General features: G+C 51.6%; 17 protein-coding genes and 1 pseudogene. 4 read left to right on the top strand and 14 right to left on the bottom strand.

Translation table 11 applies throughout. From position 1 onward, the window contains the following. Positions 1-5: 5 nt before the first annotated feature. From gcvH to folD, 5 genes are all read right to left on the bottom strand, one after another. Positions 6-392: a glycine cleavage system protein GcvH gene (gcvH, locus tag P9J64_06170; protein ID MDG5467911.1), complete on the bottom strand. Its 387-nt coding sequence runs from the start codon at positions 390-392 to the stop codon at positions 6-8. A 66-nt stretch (positions 393-458) separates the two neighbouring features. Next, positions 459-1,547 (bottom strand): glycine cleavage system aminomethyltransferase GcvT, encoded by a 1,089-nt coding sequence (gene gcvT, locus P9J64_06165; GenBank protein ID MDG5467910.1) that lies wholly within the window; start codon positions 1,545-1,547, stop codon positions 459-461. 49 nt (positions 1,548-1,596) lie between these two features. Then, on the bottom strand, positions 1,597-2,451 hold the full coding sequence (locus P9J64_06160; protein ID MDG5467909.1) for a methylenetetrahydrofolate reductase: 855 nt from the start codon (positions 2,449-2,451) through the stop codon (positions 1,597-1,599). Continuing rightward, positions 2,451-3,107, bottom strand: coding sequence for a methylenetetrahydrofolate reductase C-terminal domain-containing protein (locus P9J64_06155; protein ID MDG5467908.1), 657 nt, complete (start codon positions 3,105-3,107; stop codon positions 2,451-2,453). The genes P9J64_06160 and P9J64_06155 overlap by 1 nt, the downstream gene beginning before the upstream one ends. A 112-nt stretch (positions 3,108-3,219) precedes the next feature. Then, positions 3,220-4,071 (bottom strand): bifunctional methylenetetrahydrofolate dehydrogenase/methenyltetrahydrofolate cyclohydrolase FolD, encoded by an 852-nt coding sequence (folD, locus tag P9J64_06150; protein ID MDG5467907.1) that lies wholly within the window; start codon positions 4,069-4,071, stop codon positions 3,220-3,222. 453 nt (positions 4,072-4,524) lie between these two features. Between folD and P9J64_06145 the strand changes: the two genes are divergently transcribed. After that, positions 4,525-4,725, top strand: coding sequence for a cold-shock protein (locus P9J64_06145; GenBank protein ID MDG5467906.1), 201 nt, complete (start codon positions 4,525-4,527; stop codon positions 4,723-4,725). Positions 4,726-4,955: 230 nt separating this feature from the next. Here the strand turns inward: P9J64_06145 and rsgA are convergent, their stop codons facing one another. From rsgA to P9J64_06120, 5 genes are all read right to left on the bottom strand, one after another. Further along, positions 4,956-6,014 (bottom strand): ribosome small subunit-dependent GTPase A, encoded by a 1,059-nt coding sequence (gene rsgA / locus P9J64_06140; GenBank protein MDG5467905.1) that lies wholly within the window; start codon positions 6,012-6,014, stop codon positions 4,956-4,958. Positions 6,015-6,344: 330 nt separating this feature from the next. Continuing rightward, the gene (locus P9J64_06135) at positions 6,345-6,593 is read right to left on the bottom strand and encodes a zinc ribbon domain-containing protein (protein MDG5467904.1); all 249 of its coding nucleotides are present in this window, start codon (positions 6,591-6,593) and stop codon (positions 6,345-6,347) included. Between the two features lie 57 nt (positions 6,594-6,650). Further along, on the bottom strand, positions 6,651-6,956 hold the full coding sequence (locus tag P9J64_06130) for a DUF167 family protein (protein ID MDG5467903.1): 306 nt from the start codon (positions 6,954-6,956) through the stop codon (positions 6,651-6,653). After that, positions 6,953-7,663 (bottom strand): DivIVA domain-containing protein, encoded by a 711-nt coding sequence (locus tag P9J64_06125; GenBank protein MDG5467902.1) that lies wholly within the window; start codon positions 7,661-7,663, stop codon positions 6,953-6,955. The genes P9J64_06130 and P9J64_06125 overlap by 4 nt, the downstream gene beginning before the upstream one ends. A gap of 7 nt (positions 7,664-7,670) precedes the next feature. Further along, positions 7,671-7,958, bottom strand: a complete 288-nt coding sequence (locus P9J64_06120; protein ID MDG5467901.1) for a YggT family protein — start codon at positions 7,956-7,958, stop codon at positions 7,671-7,673. Between the two features lie 202 nt (positions 7,959-8,160). On the opposite strand from P9J64_06120, the gene P9J64_06115 reads away from it, so the two are divergent. The 3 genes and pseudogenes from P9J64_06115 (at position 8,161) to hgcB (ending at position 10,709) form a co-directional block, all read left to right on the top strand. Beyond that, positions 8,161-9,234, top strand: a complete 1,074-nt coding sequence (locus tag P9J64_06115) for a 3-deoxy-7-phosphoheptulonate synthase (protein ID MDG5467900.1) — start codon at positions 8,161-8,163, stop codon at positions 9,232-9,234. Positions 9,235-9,359: 125 nt separating this feature from the next. Continuing rightward, positions 9,360-10,403: pseudogene (gene hgcA, locus P9J64_06110) on the top strand (mercury methylation corrinoid protein HgcA). 18 nt (positions 10,404-10,421) lie between these two features. Further along, the gene (gene hgcB, locus P9J64_06105) at positions 10,422-10,709 is read left to right on the top strand and encodes a mercury methylation ferredoxin HgcB (protein ID MDG5467899.1); all 288 of its coding nucleotides are present in this window, start codon (positions 10,422-10,424) and stop codon (positions 10,707-10,709) included. Between the two features lie 271 nt (positions 10,710-10,980). On the opposite strand, the gene P9J64_06100 is transcribed toward hgcB, so the two are convergent. The 4 genes from P9J64_06100 to P9J64_06085 form a co-directional block, all read right to left on the bottom strand. Further along, a complete protein-coding gene (locus tag P9J64_06100) occupies positions 10,981-11,499 on the bottom strand; it encodes a PilZ domain-containing protein (protein MDG5467898.1) in 519 nt (172 codons plus the stop codon). Between the two features lie 357 nt (positions 11,500-11,856). Next, positions 11,857-12,360: a DUF3750 domain-containing protein gene (locus P9J64_06095; protein ID MDG5467897.1), complete on the bottom strand. Its 504-nt coding sequence runs from the start codon at positions 12,358-12,360 to the stop codon at positions 11,857-11,859. Positions 12,361-12,758: 398 nt separating this feature from the next. Next, the gene (locus tag P9J64_06090) at positions 12,759-12,956 is read right to left on the bottom strand and encodes a hypothetical protein (protein MDG5467896.1); all 198 of its coding nucleotides are present in this window, start codon (positions 12,954-12,956) and stop codon (positions 12,759-12,761) included. Between the two features lie 185 nt (positions 12,957-13,141). Then, positions 13,142-14,617, bottom strand: a complete 1,476-nt coding sequence (locus P9J64_06085; GenBank protein ID MDG5467895.1) for a M81 family metallopeptidase — start codon at positions 14,615-14,617, stop codon at positions 13,142-13,144. Between the last annotated feature and the right edge of the window lie 58 nt (positions 14,618-14,675).

Raw genomic sequence — 14,675 nt, 5'->3', positions numbered from 1 at the left:
GGTTCTCAGCTCTCCTCTGCGATCAGCTTCTGGTAAGCATCGGCGGTCATCAGGGCGTCAGCCTCAGCGGCGTCGTCCATACGGATTTTTATCATCCAGCCATCTTCGTAGGGAGAGGTATTGATGATCTCCGGTGCATCAAGGAGGTCCTCGTTGATCTCTTCCACGGTCCCGGAAATAGGCGCATAAATATCGGAAACCGCCTTCACCGATTCGACGACACCGAAAGCTTTGCCTGCTTCGAGAAGAGTACCGACCTCGGGGAGTTCGACAAAAACAACATCCCCCAGAGCATCCTGGGCAAAATCCGAGATACCGATCACAGCCAGCTCTTCCTCAACCATGACCCACTCATGCTCTTCTGTGTACTTGAGTTCTTCTGGGAATTCCATGACAACCTCCTTACAGTCTGTAGGCCCCCTTTACCGGGGTGAAAAGAAAATATCGAATGGATTAAGTTATTTCACAAAAGGAGGCCGCTGCACCTTGGCCCCCATACGACGATTACGAATCGCGACCTCAAGATCAGTCTCCTCTTTGGCAAAGTCAGGCTCCACCAACGCCAGCGCGACACCAGCCTTGAGACTCGGTGACATGGTCCCACTGGTCACCACACCGACTTCCCGGTCACCAGAAAAAACCGGATAGCCCTCCCGCGGGATACCACGTTCCTGCATCACCAGTCCAACACGACGGCGCGGAAGACCCTCTGCTTTTTGAGCAACCAGAGCCGCCTTGCCGACGAAGTCTTCCTTATCAAGTTTGGTAATCCAGGCGAGGCCAGCCTCCAGAGGCGAAATCTCGCGGGAGAGTTCATGACCATACAAGGCGTAGCCTTTTTCAAGGCGCAGGGTGTCGCGCGCGCCCAGGCCGATAGGCAACAAGCCTTGCGGAGTACCGGCGGTCATGATTGCCTGCCAGACGTTTACTGCCGAAGCGGCGGGAAGGTACAGTTCAAAGCCGTCCTCTCCGGTGTAACCGGTTCGCGAGATAATCATCTCCACTCCGGCAACAGTTCCTTCGCAGAAGTGATAATAAACCAGGTCAGCCAGAACAACATCTGTCAAGCTGGAGAGGATCGTTGCAGCCTTCGGACCTTGCAGGGCAATCTGGGCAAACTCATCGCTGCGATTGGTCAGGGTGACGTCAGTGATTGCCGCCTCGGAAAGGACCTGCTGCATCCAGGCAAAGTCCTTGTCGGTGTTCGAGGCGTTGACGCAGAAGAGATAACGCGACTCGTTGAAGCGGTAGAGGGTGACATCATCGACCACCCCTCCTTGGGGATAACACATCGCCGAATACTGAACCTGACCATCGACCAGTTTCGCAGCATCGTTGATGGTCAGGTGCTGGATAAAAGCCAAAGCGTTGGCGCCACTGACCTCGACCTCGCCCATATGCGAGACATCAAAAAGACCGGCAGCCTCTCGCACAGCCTGATGCTCATCAATAACACCGGAGTACTGCACCGGCATATCCCAACCGCCAAAGTCGACCATCCGTGCGCCAAGCTCACGGTGGGTTTGATTCAAAGGGGTTTTTTTCACGGGTTCTCTCCTTAAGAGATAAGCAAACAAACAGGTAGCGACGATAAGATCAAGATAGGATCTCGGGGATTCTGTCCTCGTGTCCCAGTGTCATCAAGTGCACCCCCTGACAGTGCTCACGTGCCCAGGCAACAGCTTCACGAGCGATTTCAACCCCTTCCGCCAAAGAATCTTCTGCAGAGTCCAGACGCTGAACCAAGGTCTCGGGGACCTGAACTCCGGGAATATTGTCATTAAGAAACCGAGCCATCCTGGAGCTGCGAATCAACAGGACACCGGCTATCACCGGCACCTGCAAGGGCTGCATAGCGAGCATGAAGCGTTCCAGTATCTCGCGATCAAACACCGACTGCGTTTGAAAAAAACGAGCACCGCTATCAACTTTTTTCGCCACTTTCTGGAACATCAGTTCAAAGGGCTCAGCCGCAGGGTTCACTGCTGCGCCGGGGAAAAACTCCGGCACACCATCAAGCGACTTACCGGCCATATCTGTTCCCGCCATAAGCCCGGCAGCCATATCCAGCAGTTGCACGGAATCAAGGTCAAAAACAGGCCTTGAATCGGGATGATCTCCAAACTTACTGTGATCACCGGAAAGCAGTAAAAGATTTTCGATGCCAAAAGACGCCGCACCAAGCAAATCAGACTGCAAAGCCATGCGGTTGCGATCACGGCAGGTCAACTGCAAAACCGTTTCCGTACCTTGCTGCTGCAACCGGGCAGCCAGCGCCAACGACGACAAGCGCATATTGGCACCCTGGTTATCAGTGACGTTCACAGCAGTAATACCTGTCAACTTTTCGACAGCTGCCAATGCCTCGCTGAGATCGGTACCTTTGGGAGGCGCAATTTCAGCCGTCACCACGAACTGGCCATTGCCAAGCTGTTCCGATAAAAACGACATCAGCTTTCGCCATCTTTCAGGCGATAGCGCCCTGGTTGAAAGCGCCTACTCCAGTTCTTTGGCGGCACGCGCCGGGCAAAGACGCCCTGCCGTTGTTGACTCTTTAAACGCTCGAAAATCAGGCTCCAGGCACACTCAATCTCGGCATCAACCTCACAGTGACCGTCCGCCATGCCACCACAGGGACCATTCAACAAACCCTTGGCGCAGGTGGTCACCGGACAGATCCCGGCAGTTTCATTGAGGATGCAGTCACCACAGAGGGAACACATCTCCTCGTACTGACCGAAGCGACGGACGTTGCCAAGAAACATGGAGTTCAAACCACCCACCACTTGTTTATCAACGTTGGATGAAATCGACTGAATCCCCGAACCGCAGGCAAGCACCACCAGAGCATCCGCATCCTGCACCGCGGCCTTGTGATGGCGCAGATCGCGGGCCGCGCGCGCGATATGACAAGCTTCATCAATGATCACGCTGCCGGTCGCATCCTTGCCCTGCTCATTCAGCCACTCCTGAAACTTGAAGACCTCATCTTCACCGCCGGACTTACAGGCCGTAGCGCAGGCGGCGCATCCGACAATAAAGAGCTTATCAAAGTCGGCCAAGGCCTGCTGGAGTTCTTCATAAGGTTTCAGTTCGCTGATTATCATATTGATCCGGGGGCTGGTGTTTGGGGGCTGGGGACTGGTGGAGAGCCCAACCCTTCACATTTAAGGCAAAACGGCCCGGGACGAAGAATTCATCACGGGCTGTATAAGTTACTTACTGCTGGGCGCGGCGCTTGGCGCCTTCGACAGTATTGTAAAGCAGCATGGTGATGGTCATGGGGCCGACACCACCTGGAACCGGAGTGATCGCGCTGGCGCGTTCCTTGGCCGCCTCGAATTCGACATCACCGACCAGCTTCTTCTCACCGACGCGATTAACACCGACGTCGATAACAACGGCTCCTTCCTTGATCCAGGCGCCTTTAATCATCTCAGGTCGGCCGACCGCTGCAATCACGACATCGGCCTGTGCGACCTTACCCGGCAGATCTTGAGTACGGGAGTGACAGAGGGTAACAGTCGCGTGCTGGGCCAGGCACATCAGGGCAACAGGCTTGCCAACAATATTGGAGCGACCGACCACAACAACTTCCTTGCCCTTCAGATCAACGCCGGTATGTTCCAGCATCTTCATAACACCATAAGGTGTACAGGGTTGGTAAAGAGGATTGCCGGTGACCAGACGACCAACATTATAGGGGTGAAAGCCGTCTGCATCCTTGGCCGGAGAAATCGACTCCAGAACCTTGCTCTCATCGATATGATCTGGCAATGGCAACTGGACCAGGATGCCATCAATACGCGGATCATTATTCAACTCCTCGATCAACGCCAGCAGCTGGGCTTCGGTTGTTTCAGCGGGGAGCTTATGCTCATCAGAGAAGATACCGGCTTTTTCACACGCCTTCTCCTTCATCGTCACGTACACCCGGCTGGCCGGATCTTCACCGACCAGGACAACAGCCAGGCCAGGTGTTACACCCTGCTCTTTCAATGTCACTACATCAGCGGCAATCTCTTCACGAATTTCAGCGGCAATCGCCTTACCATCAATGATCTTATCCACGTAAAAAAACCTCCCTTGACCTGTACCATTAAATTCATTGATACAGGCAATAAAATGAAGTATGACTATACGCAACGAGGGGTTGATTGTAAAGATGTCTGGGTGAGTAAATATGGAAAAAAGGAACGAAAAAAGTTCATCAAAAATCGTCACAAACAAACCAGTAGGGTTGTCGTCTCTTGTTGAACGATTACGAATTAAAACGACTCCTCAGTCTACCCATCAGCACTTGCCATAACTCTCTGAATACGATTAAGCTTGCAATGGTCCGATTACATGTGGTAGCGTTCACTATCTTAAACGTTTGTGCAAAGATGTTTGTTGGACGAGATTAAATGTTAATCGGTCGCGAATGAGCCACGCAAACCTATTTTGGTTGTGTGGTTTTTTATTTTTAAGCAGACCTGGTTTGCACAACAAAAGCGTTCCCACTAAGGGAACATGGAGTTAAAAATGGCTGAAGGTACTGTGAAGTGGTTCAACGATGCAAAAGGTTTTGGTTTTATCGAGCAGGACAATGGACCGGATGTGTTCGTACACTTCTCTGAAGTCCAAGGCGACGGTTTCAAATCTCTCGCTGAAGGAGATAGAGTAAGTTTTGATGTAACTGAAGGCCAGAAAGGCCCCCAGTCATCAAATGTATGCAAAATCTAATTTTGCATTTTACAGATATCAACAAAAAAGCCCCGCGGAAATCCGCGGGGCTTTTTTGTGCCCAGAAACTGCGGCTAAGATTGCTCGCAGTGCTTCAACCCGTTGACCGTAAAGTTATCTGGTTAGCTATTCGCCCCAGAAAAACCATTTCGAATTAAGTGCATCCGGAAGAACACAAACGCTTCACGCCCGTTCGCGCTGATCCCTCGAGACGCAGAGTCAAGAACAACCTAACTCTGCTCTTTACGTTTCTGATTCAGCACCCTCTTATACATTTTACCGAGATTCTTGTCCTTGCGTCTTTTTTCCACAAGAGTCTCATCGGCCCGCTCCTGCTCGGCAATCAGTTTGAGATAGTTGGTGAGACGACGCGGATCAAGTTCGTCATTCTCAGCCGCTTCAGCCACTGCGCAGCCAGATTCCCCCTGGTGGCGACAATCATTGAAACGACATCTGCGAGCGACCGCTTCTATCTCTTCAAAAAGCGAGGCGACACCTTCTCCACAGTCGCTCAGTTGCAATTCCCGCAACCCCGGGCTGTCCAGCAAAAGGCCGCCGGCCGGCAAGATGTGTAAAGAACGCGCGGTGGTGGTATGACGGCCCTTGGCATCCCCTTCGCGAGTCGCGCCGGTTTCCTGGACGACTGCGGCTGAGAGAGTGTTGACCAGGGTGGACTTACCAACGCCACTCGACCCAACCAAGGCCACAGTCTGCCCTTTACTGCACCAGGGCCTCAAGGTTTCAATCACGCTCGCATCCCTGGAGTTGACCGCTTCCACAGCCAGGTGGTGACGAAGAGTCCGCGCCCTGGCACGATAGTTTTCGACATCTTCGATCAGATCAACTTTGGTCAGCACGACCACTGGTTCAACGCCCGCGTCAAGTGCCATGGCAAGGTAACGTTCCAGACGTGACAGGTTAAAATCAGCATTACAGGAAGTGACGATGAAGAGGGTATCAACGTTGGCGGCCATCAACTGCACGCGGGCGTCGCGACCGGAAGCCATGCGTTTGAAGAGGCTGACGCGTTCCAGAAGGCGAAGTGGATGGCCATCGCCATCGATAAGCAGCCAGTCACCAACGGTCGGCAGCTCCTCTACTGAGTAACGCAACCATGAATGAGGGAGCGAGAACTGCTGGCGACCATCCTCTCCCACGCCAGCAACCAGATGACGATTCAGGGCGAAGACCCGCACAGGAGTGGTCGTTTCCAACTCCTCGAGGCTTAACTGCTGCTGGAAAAAATGTTTCCAGCCAAGTTCCGACAGGGTGTTTCTTTGTTGAGGCATCTATTGTCCCGGAGACATCATGGTTGAAAGCGTGAAAGCTCAAAGAATCTGAAGTTTAACGCAGACCTTGCAGGCAAGCAAGCAGACTGGGTCGACAACAAAACAGATGCATATGCCGACGAAGCACCAAACTTCACCATGAAAGCAATCAAGTGATCTGCTTATTCATTTTACTCAAGCCAAGCTCAGATTGTTTGGTGACATCTTTTTTAACACAGACAAACACGGGTAAATGAGAAGAAAGAGCAAAAGAGATAACCACAAGAAGACAAATTGAAAAGGGGACGGAATTTTCATTCCGTCCCCTTTTCAATATATCTCGGCAAAGCTCTATTCGTTGGCCGCTTTCGGACAACCTGCGCAGCCGCCACCACTGTCCGCTGAAGCACAGGAGGCTGCCTTGCCACCATAACCCTGATCATACCAGCCGCCACCTTTGAGGGCGAACCCGGTCTGCGAGATCAGCTTGGCGACTTCGCCATTACACTCTCTACACTCGGTGAGCGGTGGATCGGAAAATTTCTGCCGGGCCTCAAAAACCAGCCCGCACTCTTTACATTGATACTCGTACATCGGCATAGGAATCACCTCTTATAATAAAATTCGACGGTAATTTAATGACTTTGAGAGCAGATGTCAACCCCCCAGCAGATCTTCAACAAGACGAGTGACTTCCAGAAAATCAGTATCTTCAAGTAACAAGCGCTTGTGACGGGACATTTCGCCAGAAATTATCTTAACACAACTCCTGGGTAGACTGCAGAGCTTGGCGATGAAAAGACAACAGGCCTTGTTAGCGGCGCCATCGACAGGCGGAGCGGTCAAAGCAACCTTGAGTTCATCTCCTTGCAGGCCGACAACCTTGTTGCGACTGGCTCGGGGCTGGATATAGAGAAAAACTTCGACACCTGCGTCGGTTTGTCGCAGGCAGGGCAGGGTCACTTGAGAAGGTCCTCTTCACCATTGGGATCATTCGGGTCGAAATCGAACGCGAGTTCAGGAGGCTCATGCTCAAGAGGTGCCTCAGCTTTTTCAACTGTCGTCGTTAAGAGCTCTGTCTCATCATCGAATTCAGCTTCTTCGACAGGTGCTTCTGCCGATCCGTCGGCTTCCGCAGAGGCCTCTTCTACGGTGGAGTCTTTTTTTTCTACAAAGGGGAGCGGCTCTTCAAGCATCCTGGCGTCAGCATCGGGTGCATCAAGAGCCACAGTATTCAGATCGATCATGCGGATATGTTTTTCTAACAAACCACGCAGGCTGACTTCAAAATCAATCTTCTGACGCTTGATCTCCTGGATTTCTTCAATCAACTGCCCGCGACGTTCTTCTGCATTGTGCATCAAGCGTTCGGCCTTGATCTCGGCCTCAGCCATCATGACGTCAACCTCACGACGAGCAGTCGACTTGAGCTCTTCGGTAATCTTCTGGGTCGTCACCAGGGTTTCTTTCAGAGTCTCTTCGCGTTCACGCATCTCGCTCAAGGTCGCGTTGACCCGATCAAGCGACTCCTGAAGGTTCTGATTCTTACCGATCAGGCGCTCTAATTCTTCGGCCAGCATTTCCAGGAACTGATCAACACCAGTCTTCTCATAACCGAAAGGACGCGATTTGAACTGTTTCTGCTGGATATCGATCGGGCTGATTCGCATAGTCACCTCAGAATCCGCGACTGAACTGCACAATGATATTCAGCAGTATCTTTTCAACAATCGTCAGCGCAAACAGCAAGGCAATCGGCGAGAGGTCTATACCACTGAACTGCAACGGCAGATAGCGTCTCATCAAAGCAAGCACCGGCTCGGTGGCACTGTAGAGAAAGCGCACGATCGGGTTGTAAGGATCGGGGTTCACCCAGGAGATGAGAGCCCGGGCGATGACGATAAAGATATAAACCTGGAACACCAGGCTGACGATGTCGTAGAGCGAAGACCAGAGAACTTGCATGAGCACCTCGGAAGATATCGTTAAAAAGCAACGATAATGACTATTTATGTCTGATATTATATAGCTTAATACAGACAGAGCAGTCAAACTCTTTCCCTGACAAGTTTCTGGAAAAACGTTGATTTCTCAGCATCTTGAGGCCATAATAGCGACCTTTAAGCGAAACTATTCATTTTATATACTTATTTTTAAGGAGAGAACCATGGTTCAGACCAACAACCTCAAAGTCAGCGCCGTCAAGCCCTTGATTGCTCCGGCAGACCTCAAGCAGGTCTTGCCCCTCTCGGAAAAAGCTGCCGGCTTTGTCGCCGCCTCACGTGAACAGATTCAGGACGTCCTCTGGAATCGTGATCCACGGATGATGGTCGTCGTCGGGCCCTGCTCCATTCACGACCCCAAGGCCGCCCTCGAATATGCAGAACTGCTGGCCAAGCTGAATGAGGAACTCAAAGATCAATTACTGCTGGTCATGCGCGTCTACTTTGAAAAGCCCCGCACCACCATCGGCTGGAAAGGCCTGATCAACGATCCGGACCTTGACGGATCGCACCAGATTTCAAAAGGTCTCGGTATCGCCCGCCGGTTGATGCTCGACATCACCGACAGGGGACTGCCGGTCGCCACGGAGATGCTCGATCCGATCACTCCCCAATATATGGCTGACACGATCAGCTGGGGCGCCATTGGTGCCCGCACCACCGAAAGCCAGACTCACCGTGAAATGTCGAGTGGTCTCTCCTTCCCGGTCGGGTTCAAGAACGGCACCGATGGCAACCTGCAGATTGCTATCGATGCTATGGGCGCGGCATGCCACTCGCACAGTTTTCTCGGCATTAACCGTGAGGGTCGCATCTCCATCGTAAAAACGACCGGCAACCCTGATGTCCACATGGTGCTGCGCGGCGGCAACGATAAGCCCAATTACGAATCCGCTGACATCGCCCGGGTTATGGAAAAGTTGGCGAAGTCGAAGATCGAGACGTCTATCATGGTCGACTGCAGCCACGCCAACTCTTATAAAGACCATACCCTGCAGGAAGGCGTCATGAATGATGTTATTGAGCAGGTTGCGGCCGGCAACGGTCAGATCGGCTCACTGATGATCGAGAGTTTCCTTGAAGAAGGCAACCAGAAGATGGCCGAAAAGCTCGAGGATCTGGCTTATGGTGTTTCAATTACTGACAAGTGCGTCAATTGGGAGACCACGGAACGCATGCTGCGTCACGCTCACGCTAAACTCAAGGAGTGCGGAGGTCGCAACCTGCCCGCAAAGTAATGATTAAGAACAATAGCTGCCCACCACCTGCGCCGGAAACATCCTGCTGCCCTCCAAATAAGGATGGCACAGAGTGTTGTCCACCTGCACAAAGCACCGGACCCTGTTGTACCGAGGTTGCTGACGACCGGCCAGGCTACAAGCTCTGGCCTTTCGTTTGCGGCTGGACAACGGCATCAGGGCAGCAGATTCCTAAAGTTGCAACACGCCTCACCGCAACAGACATTGCGGGCCGTTGGCTGATGCGCTGGGGTTTCGGGCGAACGCGCTACAGTATCGCACCGGGGCTCTACGCCATCGGCACCCCCTCAGGCGACAGCCCGGTCCTGGTGACCGCCAACTACAAGATGACCTTCGACATCCTCCGCCGCGACATGTACGGCCACGACGCCTGGATACTGGTTACCGACACCAAAGGCATCAACGTCTGGTGCGCCGCCGGCAAAGGGACTTTCAGCACAGACGAAATTGTGCGTCAGGTTAAAAGAGTTAAGCTACAGGATGTCGTCAAGCATCGCACCCTGATCCTGCCGCAGCTCGGTGCCCCGGGAGTTGCCGCCCACGAAGTCGCCAAGGCCTGCGGTTTCAAAGTTGTTTATGGCCCGGTCCGCAGCAGCGACCTGCCAGAGTTTATCGATACCGGCAACAAAGCCACACCGCAGATGCGGCGAGTCACCTTTGGCTTGGTCGACCGCCTGGTCTTGACGCCTGTAGAGCTGGTACACATGTGGAAGCATATTCTTTACAGTATTGCTGCCCTGTTTCTTGTCGGCGGCATAGGCCCTGAGGTTTTTTCCCTTTCAGCAGCATGGTCACGCGGCGGCGCTGCCGTTGCAGCAGGGATGATGGCCCTTCTGACCGGTGCGGTGGTGACTCCAATTCTGCTGCCTTGGGTTCCCGGGCGAGCCTTCGCCAAAAAAGGCGCAATAACCGGCTTCGCAATCGGGCTTGCGGCTTCCCTTATCTTTGCTGACACCCTGGGAGGGCTGAACACACTGGCCCTGATCATCGCTACAGCAACAATCTCATCCTGGTGCGCCATGCACTTCACAGGCTCCTCAACCTTCACTTCACCATCGGGCGTTGAGAAAGAGATGCGCCGGGCCATACCTGCGCAGGCAGCGGCTCTTCTGGTCGGCGCTCTTTGCTGGCTGGCGGCGGCTTTTTAAAAGGAGAAAAGAGAAGAGATGACAACTCCGCGCTACATTAAAAATGTTGCCAGCTTGAAGCTTGATGAGGAACGCTGCATCGGTTGTGACCTTTGTACCGTGGTTTGCCCACACGGAGTTCTTGTCATGAAAGACAGTAAGGCAGACATTGCCGACTTGAACGCCTGCATCGAATGTGGCGCCTGCGCCATCAACTGTCCGGTTGAAGCTTTGACTGTTAAAAAAGGAGTGGGCTGTGCCAGCGCGATCATCAACGGTTGGCTGACCGGTGAAGAACCTAATTGCGAGTGTGGTGGCAGCTGCTAGAGAATCGCCTCAATCACAACCTGAAGCAATTGAGTCGTAGCGACACTCTCTGTAAAGCTCCGGCTTACCCGGAAAGACTCTTGAAACGCTTCAAAGCTTTATAAATGGCTCAATTCTGACTATTGCTCTCTGCGTCTCCGCATCTTTGCGTTAATAACTAGCCTGCATTTGCCTTGCCTTTGTTTTGGTTGTAGATCCGTTGCTTTTTGACTTTTCTAAACAGATTATAGCCTTGGAAGACGAGTGATCTCCTGCGTTGTTAATCTGGCAGTTATGTGTGATCTGAGGTTTCAGCATCAACAATAAAATCCCAGATATATGCACGTGTCTCCTCATCCATATCCTTGAATTGTAAGCCCATGGTAGTCGTTGGAGATACCGGGATGTTTTCTGGTTTCCCACTCCAAATAACCCTGGCATGAAGAGATGAGGGCTCTTCCTTTCCAGGTAATTGTAAATGAAATTTTGTTTCAGAATCCTCATCAGGTAGTTGACCCAGATCGAAAATTTCAATGGCTGCACCTGTGGAGCTTATGTTTAATAATCTAGCGGACCTTTTATTCCTGCCGAAGCCTATCTGTACAAAAAAATCACGAGACAGGTTTAGTCGAAAATCGTCTCTTCTCAGCAATCGAGCCAACCTTTTATTAATCTCGTATTTCGTTTCAAGCTCTAAATTCTCAGACTTTTTGTGTTGAAATTTTTCTCTTGCAGCAAGCAACAAGTTTTTCAAAGAAAAACGGAGGTCAAAGGATCCTTCTTCGGTTGAAATGACGACATCTTCAACCACGACAATTTCCTCACACTGAGGGCACAAAAATATCTGCACCTCTGCGAGATGAGGCGATTTGATAAGTCCACCACAATTTGAACAACTCATTTGAAGCATATCTTTATTTTATCAGGCAAGGGGTTTTCAATTATACCCTGTTATAGGTTGTGGTCAAAGAAGTGGTGTTCGAGCTTATCTCCTTTTGCACCGGAGTGGTCAGATTGGACGAGAGGCTCAACCTATCTGGGGCCTGCACAGAGGAAATGGCCACGTGGCAACGGGTGGCCATTTTTTTCAGATTAACGAGTCTGCTAAATATCGCTATCAGCAACAACCCTGTTTTTGGTATCAGAAATCGTGATACAGAAAAAAACACTAATTCACGTAACCACTACCGATGGCGGTAAACGGAAGACTCAGCTCAAGCTCTGGGACCTGTTTGGCAATCCAGGCGGTGAAGGTGTTGCTATTGGGCCCAGGAAAGACACTGTAGGTTGTTTTCCATGGATAGGCATGTGCGGCCTTATTTATTTCATCTATCATTTTGTCAACGTCTGAGCCCTTATGTTCTTTGAGAATCTGAGGCGTCTCTCCGAACCAGAGTCGGTCTGGAATGTCCTGTGCAATTTTCAAGACAGGCTCGCCGTGCTGACCACGCCAACCGACAACATCGTACACCGTGTAAGTGGCTTCACCAGTCCGTTTTGCAGCAATCCAGGTGTGGATTGCAAACCAGCCTCGCCAGCTCCAGGCTTTGGCGCCATAAACATGTATAATCGCTTCTTTTGAAACGGAAGGGTCGGGGGCAAGCCCCGCAGATTCGCGACTCGCAGTGCGCCAGTCTTTACCAGAAGAGCAGTTCGACAACAGGGCCCCCATAAGGACAAAAGCTGGGAGAAGCTTTAAGCTTTTTTTAAAGTACTTCACTAAATCACCTTCGAGCAAGAATTCCTTTTCAATGATTATAGCTTAGAACCTGTGTGGATATGAAGTCCGTGACCAAATGCTTGAAGAGGTAAAATGTGAATCATGACGATAGAGTTCAAAAAGACACATTTATGCGTCATAGAAGGAGTGACTTCCAGGAAACAAATCGAGCGTAATGGTGTCTAAAAAGCAGGTGCGCTGCAAAGCGAGCAGTCATGTGAGTCTGCAGGAAGATGGTGTGGGGCAATAAAGCCAGGTTATTAACAAAAAAAACTGGCAAAATTGAAGGCTCAACTTTACCTGCCCAGGGTTGTTCTTGTGGCAAATCCAGCGGCCGAAGAATGTTAGCATTAATGTGTTACCGGGTTATGCCGACCTAAAAGCTCCCGGATTTCTGGTTCGCTGTCCACAGGAGTGATGACCTTGAGCTGCAAGTCATCTTTAATAACGTGAAACTGCTCTTGCGGAATGCCGACGCCAATTAGATCGTCTACAGCATTTCTTAAAGAATCTAGCGAGCCGTAGCTCATGGTTACTGTCGTATTCATGATTGATCTCCTTTCAAAAAGGAGTCAAGCCTTCAAATTATCGAAACAATTTTACAGCACATAATCAACTCTCCCTTGTAGATTACCACGTCTGGGAACCAATTCAACCGAGCCCCTTGCAATATAAGAATGACCACCAGGGATCGAAGCCTGGTGGACATAATTTTGTATATTTAAAAACTTTATTAGGTGTCTAAGGGGAAAATCGGTCTTGGCACATTACGATATGGCAGTTGATCATAACGTGGGGTGCAAAGTGCGCCACTATCACAAACTATTATTTGTCCCGCAATCGGCTCAAAGGCAGCACGAAAGTGTTGCATCGACTTTACTGCCACGACATGTTTTTTCTGCGGATCGACACCAAATGCCTTGAATTGCTGCAAATCAAGGATTTGTCGGGGCATGGTGACCACCAATATTTCAATGCCACCAACACGGATGACGGCACTGGGGCCGAAACTGCCGTGGAGCCCGTGGATCATTGGACCATCGCCAGTAAAAAGCCCGTCGCTGAGTGACACGAGCTCAGCCTCGACAGCAAGTGGGCCACCACCGAAATCTGGGTCGGTCTTACCACCCAACATCAGCTGCACAGGCTTGCCAACCACAGCAGTCTGTAGGTCCTGCACGACCTCTCCATCCACCATGGGAGCAAAACAGGCATTGTTCACACCCGCATCGAGCAGTGCGCGCAACAGCTCGGTTGAATCGCCATAACCGCCAGCGCCAGGATTATCTGCGTAATCAGCAATAACCAGAGGCCCCTTTTCGGGGGCGTAAGCCGCGGCAATCGCCGCCGCCTCATCAACACTGAGATAATCGTTAAGTACCTCAAAACGACGATTCCAGATATCATCAGCGATCGTTTCAGCGAAAGCTGCGTGCGCAGCAAAATCCCCTTGTGCGCTCACCAAAACCGTTGGCCCAACCTCGGCGACATCGGCGCTGGCAAAGCCCGCATTTATGCTCACGGCAAAGACATCTTCCTTCTCTTCATAGGCTCGTGCCGCGGCAATGCGCTCAACCATGGGGCCGACGTCGGTGCGGCCACCATTGACTTCTTCCAGCATGGGACGGCTGACACGGATAATGCGCGGCTTGATTTCACCGGCCATCGTTCGTTGAAGAATCTCTCCAGCCTGGCGTCCGGTGTCACGCATATCAATGTGAGGGTAGGTTTTGAACGAAACAATGATGTCCACCAGCGCGCACATCTGCTCGCTGACATTAGCATGGGGATCAAGGGTGATAGCGATCGGCATCTCATTGCCCACGACACTGCGGACACGACGGAGTAATTCACCTTCGCCATCTTCGCAGAAATCGAGGCCCATCGCACCGTGTAAGCCAAGCAGCAGCCCGTCGAATGAATGTTTTTTTAAGCTGGCGAGGATCGGCTCACAGAGCCAGTCAAACGCCTTGCGCCTGATTTTACCGCTCGGACCGGCAGCAGCGCTCAGAACATGAGTGACTTTCCAGTCATGCACACGACCGGCATCAAGGAAGCCCGCAAGTTCCGTATTCTCTGCGCCACGCTCCTTGACGGCTGCTGCGCCCATCAGGGCATAACGGGCCATGAAGGCTTGTCTCCCGGTTTTGTGCAGGCTGAAAGAATTGGTTTCATGGGAAATCTCAGCCGTCAATACATTGAAACGCATAGGGCAATCCGTACCGGAAAAAGGAAAAAGCAAGAGAACGAGAGGAGATGAGAGACGA

This window comes from Deltaproteobacteria bacterium IMCC39524, from assembly GCA_029667085.1.
Taxonomy (GTDB): Bacteria; Desulfobacterota; Desulfuromonadia; order Desulfuromonadales; family BM103; genus M0040.
Note: the sequence above shows the minus strand (reverse complement) of the source record. Positions and strands in the feature narration are given on the sequence as shown.